8 protein-coding genes are annotated in these 5,108 nt (G+C 60.1%); 4 read left to right on the forward strand and 4 right to left on the reverse strand.

What is annotated here, in order from left to right; genetic code table 11:
- The coding region (locus ABT116_RS39395) for a hypothetical protein (RefSeq protein WP_351644529.1) at nt 1-221 on the forward strand (221 nt) is incomplete at its 5' end.
- A gap of 19 nt (nt 222-240) precedes the next feature.
- Here ABT116_RS39395 and ABT116_RS39400 read toward each other — a convergent pair.
- The 4 genes from ABT116_RS39400 to ABT116_RS39415 all read right to left on the reverse strand — a co-directional run bounded on the left by ABT116_RS39400 (nt 241) and on the right by ABT116_RS39415 (nt 1,967).
- On the reverse strand, nt 241-399 hold the full coding sequence (locus ABT116_RS39400) for a hypothetical protein (RefSeq protein WP_351644531.1): 159 nt from the start codon (nt 397-399) through the stop codon (nt 241-243).
- Complete coding sequence (locus tag ABT116_RS39405; protein ID WP_351644534.1) at nt 396-1,202, reverse strand: phage antirepressor N-terminal domain-containing protein; 807 nt, start codon at nt 1,200-1,202, stop codon at nt 396-398. The genes ABT116_RS39400 and ABT116_RS39405 overlap by 4 nt, the downstream gene beginning before the upstream one ends.
- On the reverse strand, nt 1,199-1,579 hold the full coding sequence (locus tag ABT116_RS39410; RefSeq protein WP_351644537.1) for a hypothetical protein: 381 nt from the start codon (nt 1,577-1,579) through the stop codon (nt 1,199-1,201). Before ABT116_RS39410 ends, ABT116_RS39405 begins: the two co-directional genes overlap by 4 nt.
- Before the next feature lie 151 nt (nt 1,580-1,730).
- Nucleotides 1,731-1,967, reverse strand: coding sequence for a helix-turn-helix domain-containing protein (locus ABT116_RS39415; protein WP_204855952.1), 237 nt, complete (start codon nt 1,965-1,967; stop codon nt 1,731-1,733).
- A 113-nt stretch (nt 1,968-2,080) separates the two neighbouring features.
- On the opposite strand from ABT116_RS39415, the gene ABT116_RS39420 reads away from it, so the two are divergent.
- The 3 genes from ABT116_RS39420 to ABT116_RS39430 form a co-directional block, all read left to right on the forward strand.
- Nucleotides 2,081-2,317, forward strand: coding sequence for a helix-turn-helix domain-containing protein (locus ABT116_RS39420; protein ID WP_204855951.1), 237 nt, complete (start codon nt 2,081-2,083; stop codon nt 2,315-2,317).
- A 294-nt stretch (nt 2,318-2,611) separates the two neighbouring features.
- The gene (locus ABT116_RS39425) at nt 2,612-3,739 is read left to right on the forward strand and encodes a tyrosine-type recombinase/integrase (RefSeq protein ID WP_351644541.1); all 1,128 of its coding nucleotides are present in this window, start codon (nt 2,612-2,614) and stop codon (nt 3,737-3,739) included.
- A gap of 1,035 nt (nt 3,740-4,774) precedes the next feature.
- Nucleotides 4,775-5,108, forward strand: a 334-nt coding sequence (locus ABT116_RS39430) for a glycosyltransferase family 2 protein (protein WP_351644544.1), incomplete at its 3' end; no start/stop codon positions are given.

Below are 5,108 nucleotides of genomic sequence, written 5' to 3' on the forward strand. Positions count from 1 at the left end.
GTCTGCTCGGCACGACGCTTGCCGACGTACTGAGGCTCGACACGCTGCGGCCGAAGCTCCCAGAAGTCGGCGATCTTCGAGTCAGTTGCGTTGTCTGGCGGGGTGTTTTGGGTATGCGTCATCGCAAAATGTCCTTCGCAGGAGAAATGGGAGTGTGGGAAGTCTGGGCCGGTGGCGTCGGGTTGCCGGCCATCGGGACCGGCACGGTCCTACAGTGGTGACGCCACCGGAGTCATTGGGCTACATCGGGACGATGTGCAGCTCGTCGCCATAAGCGGAATCTGTTCCACCGCCGACGTACTCGAAGCGGAAGAATCCGCCATACTCACGATCGGACTGCTGGGCAGGCTTCACGCGATCGAGAGTCTCGATCGGGAGGCCCTTGAAAGTGAGGGTCATGCCGCTGCCCTCGTCACGCCCTCGTAGTGACCAATCCAGATGCGGTCGAAGAGTTCTCGATCAGCTTGCGTGTAGGCATAGACCTCGCGCACGGTTCCATTGGGCAGTTCCTGGTACGCACGACCCGGAGCCTCGCCGTGCTCGGCCACGTACAAGCCCTTCAGTCTCTTGCCGAATCCAGACGCTTTCGCCGAGATCATGTCTGACGCGAGACCCCGCGACTTGAGATAGTCGCTGGCATAGAGAGGAATGCTTGCCGGGTCGAGCTCGGGAGTCTCACCCAGTCCGCGCGCGAGGACGATGCGCGCCTTCGCTTCGAGGTGCTTGTCGTCGATGATGCCCTTGAAAGATGCGATCAGCTGAGCCTGGGCAGTAGCGCGGGTGACAATCATGTCAAGCTGATCGACGGTCGCCCTCGGGTTGATTGCGCCGCCGTCGTGCCAGTACGAATCGAGAACGTCGGCGGACTCAGACTGATACAGGGTCAGTAAGGGGCGAGCGGCCTCGTTGATCTTGTTTTCTTGGATCGTGGCCAGCCACATCGTGAGTGTGCGTCGGTTGACGGTGATCATCTCGCGAGACTTTCCGTCCGCGCCAACCGTGGTGATACGACCACAGTTGGCCCATGCCGCCGATCGAAGTCGCCGAAGCTGGCTTGAGTAGTCAATGCCGAGTTGTTCGACGATCGGACGGAAGACGATCCACAGGTCGTCGTCGGCACGATGTGCTTCGATCAGTTCCCCATGAAACGGGATCCGCTCAACGCCAGTGTCGATCGCTTGAATGGTTGCGAGAGCGCTCATGCTGTTACTCCAAGCTCTTGTGCGATTTCCGTGATCAACTTCAGGTCTTCCAGATCGAATGCGACGATCTTGATGTCATCGCCACGGCCAGCGATCGTGATGTACGCGCCCTCGTTGGGGATTGCCTGGGTCACGTAGATAGTTCCGTCGATGACGTTTGCCTGGTCAGCACGCTTGTCGATGCGACTCGGTTCGACGGGATCGTGCGGAGCTTGACTGTGTGTCGTAGTATCAGACATCAGATTCCTTTTCGTGAGGGTGATCGATTGGCCGTCATCTGTTCGCGCAGATGGCGGCTTTTTCATGCGGTGCGCCGGAGCCTTTGAGGGTTGACGCCAGATCGCCAAGCGATCGCGTCGGACGGAAGAATCAGCCACCGACTCTTGCGGCTTCCGGTCTGCCTGGCCTTGAGTTCGCCTCGCTGGCAAGCAATCACGACTGCGTCGTATGACGGACTGGTGTACGTGCCCGGCCCCTGCCAGCCGAGCAGGTGCGCAATCTGCTTCGGGGTCTGCGGAATCTCGGCGTTCATGCCGCGCTCCGAGTGAGGGCGTCTGATGTCGGGATGAGTTGTTCGAAAGGAACGTCGAGTGCGATCGCGATCAGTACGATCTGATCGAGGCCAAACGAGACCTGCCCGTTCAGTCGACGCTTCAGGGTCGATGTGGGGATGCCGGTGGCGTCTGACAGAGATTCAATGGTCGCGCCGGCTGCCTTTTTGGCGTCTCGCACGGCCGCTGCGGTGAGTTCGTTGATTGGGACCATGTGGACTAGATTAAGGACCATACGGACCACATGTCAAGCATGGAATTACGCGCCTTGGTCCGTACGGGACAAAGAAGTTTCTTTTCGGTCCTAAATGTAGTCTAATGTGACCTATGGATATAGAACAGCTGAACAGGATGATCGGCGACGAGATTCGAGCAGCTCGCGCGCGTATGAACCTCAGCAGGGAAGCGTTGGCCACGAAGACGGGCCTGAGTTCAAAGACTATCCAGCGCCTTGAGAATGGTGAGCGTCCCGCGGACATGGCTCAAATGGGGGCGATCTGTGAAGTCTTCGGCGAGCAGATACCTGAGTTGCTAGGTCGCGCTATTGCAAGACTGGATCAATAGCTTCCAGTCCAACTGGAGAGCGTGAGCGATCACCACGATCTCGGACACCGAGAACTCACGCTCTCCAAGGATCTGCTGCCGCACCTGTCGCGCCGATCGCTTTGTCAGCCTCGCAACGCGCTCGAGACTGATGGATCGATCAACAACTACTGCTCGGTGCAGCTCCGCCTCAATTGTCATTTACTCCGCCTTTGGATCTTCCCTACCATTCGAACCTCGAACAGTTAGTAAATATGTTCGCACACAACGGCGACATCGGTCCGCTATTGGTCCGTTTCTTGAAAGGAGTCGTCGATGGCAACCATCAAGTCGTACGACACGAAGTCGGGCCTGCGGTACAAGGTTCGGTACATGAAGCCAGACGGCTCCCAAGGATCCAAAGCAGGCTTTCCTAGCAAGCCTGCGGCCGAGAGTTTCGCCAATCGCATCGAGGTCAGGAAGCTCGACGGCGAGTTCGTGGACCCGAAGCACGGGAAGCTGACAATCGAATCTTTGGCGCAACCGTGGCTCGACACCAAGAAGGCGAAGCTGAAGGCCTCGGCCTACAAGCCGCTCGAATCGGCGTGGAGGGTTCACGTAAAGCCCGAGTGGGGAACCGTGCGAATTGCGGACATCGAAGTCACGATGGTTGAGGACTGGATCACGGACCTAGTCACCGATCAGAGAGACCCAGCCAATCCGGAAGTGATCATCAAGAAGGCCGCGAGCGCGACGACGGTGATCCGTGCGCACGCTGTTCTGTCCGGTTTGCTCGACCGGGCGGTCCGAGACCGGAAGATCCTCGCGAACAAGGCTCGCGATGTAGACAACCTCCCGCGGAAAGTTGCGAAGCGGAAGATCTATCTGACACACGCTCAAGTCGCCTCACTGGCCGATAGTGCCGGGGAATGGTCGACCCTCGTCCTGTTCCTGGCGTACTGCGGCCTCCGATGGGGTGAGGCTATCGGACTGCAAGTTGGCGACCTCGACCTTCTGCGCCGGCGCGTGAGCGTCAACCGGAACGCCGTAGAGGTTGGATCGGAGATCGTCGTGGGGACGCCGAAGTCGAACAAGCCCCGCTCGATCCCCATCCCCGCATTCCTCGTCGACGAGCTCTCGAAGCAGTGCGTCGGGAAGGGTCGCGAGGCGCTGGTCTTCTCGGGACCGGACGGCGATTTCATGCGCAGGCCGAAGACGCCACGCGGGTGGTTCATCCGAGCCGTAGAGGCTGCAGAGCTCCCGACGATCACTCCGCACGACCTTCGGCACACCGCGGCGTCACTGGCGATCTCAGCGGGCGCAAACGTGAAGGCTGTGCAAAGGATGCTCGGTCACGAGTCCGCGGCGCTCACTTTGGACGTGTACGCAGAACTGTTTGACGACGATCTGGACACCGTCGCGAGCGCACTGGACCGGGCTCGACTGGCCGTCATCAATTCGTAGGCTGTCCGAAAACTGTCCGCTCTCGCTGAGCCCACGCTGATTTGCGGCACAAAAAAGCCCCTCACCTGCACTCGCAGATGAGGGGTTTTTGTGGGCGCGGAGGGTTTCGAACCCTATTCTAGCGGCAGCATACATGCTGCTCAGCTGTCAATAAACAGCCATGACCAGCATCGTTATTCCATGAGATTCGATGCCATTCGAACCCTTTCGATGCCCTCACTGTCCACATTCTGTCCATTCTGGCCGCCCCATCTGGCGGCGACATGAAGCTTCGGACACACAATCAGTTGTCAGCCGCTCAGAGTTGACTCTTCAGAATCAGCTCTAGGAAATTGACTTATGCTCCTCGTGCCCTAGTCCATCGGGACCTCTGCGGCTCCGCGCCAACACACTCAGGGGTCCGGATCGTCTCGCCGCAGCGGCGGCAGTAGTGCGTTCGATGACCGCCGTTGTGTGCCGTCTGGCAACCGCAGACCTCCCATCCGACGAGGCACGTGTTGGCCGCCAATGGGTGCCCGCGTGGGCACTGCTTCGGAGATCGTTCGGTTGACGGCATACCTAAAGATTCGCACACCTGTTCGACCAGTGGTAGCCTCGGCTCCGCGGGGTCCGGAGGGTAAGGGAAGACCAGCCGGGCCCCGCCAATATGCATTCGTTCGCGACGCGAAGTAGCATCGCCCGGGTGCGCGTTGCACCCCCCGCGACGCGTACCCGGCCCGCTCGACGAGTCCCCCCGATTGGTCCGAGTGGGCCACCTATGTTTGCAAAGTGAACACGCGGGGCAATAGGGGTCTGGTCCGCCGGAACGAACCCCACCTGTTCCCCGGCGGACCACAGACTGCGTGTCGAACTTTCATCGGTCCCGACACGCATGGTCCGCCGACTGGATGTTCACAGCTACCGTCGGCGGACCACCAAGACCGCGCGCCCGTCCCCGACAGTTCGAGCGCGCCGCCCACCGAGCTGCGGTCACGCTCAGCATCGGTGGACACCTGGGTTGTACGGCGCGAACGGTCGGTCTGGTTTGATAGAGGCATGAGCGCCCACCCTTCACGGACGATCAGCCTCCTCTCCGTCGTCATTCCCACCTTCAATGCCGTCGATCTCATCGGCGAGCAACTCACGGCCCTCGACGCACAGAAATATGACGGCGCGTTCGAGGTCATTGTCAGCGACAACGGCTCGACGGACGGCCTACGCAGCTACATCGAGAGTCACCCTCTCGTTGAGGCGCTTCGCTTGCGATGGGTCGACTCGTCGTCGGTGCGTGGCGTCTCGCATGCGCGCAACGTCGGGGTCGATCATGCAGCAGGCGAATTCGTCGCCTTCTGCGATGCTGACGACCGCGTCCATCCGGAGTGGCTACAGC

Origin of the sequence: Streptomyces sp. NPDC002130 (assembly GCF_040296465.1) — a bacterium.
Taxonomy (GTDB): Bacteria; Actinomycetota; Actinomycetes; order Streptomycetales; family Streptomycetaceae; genus Streptomyces.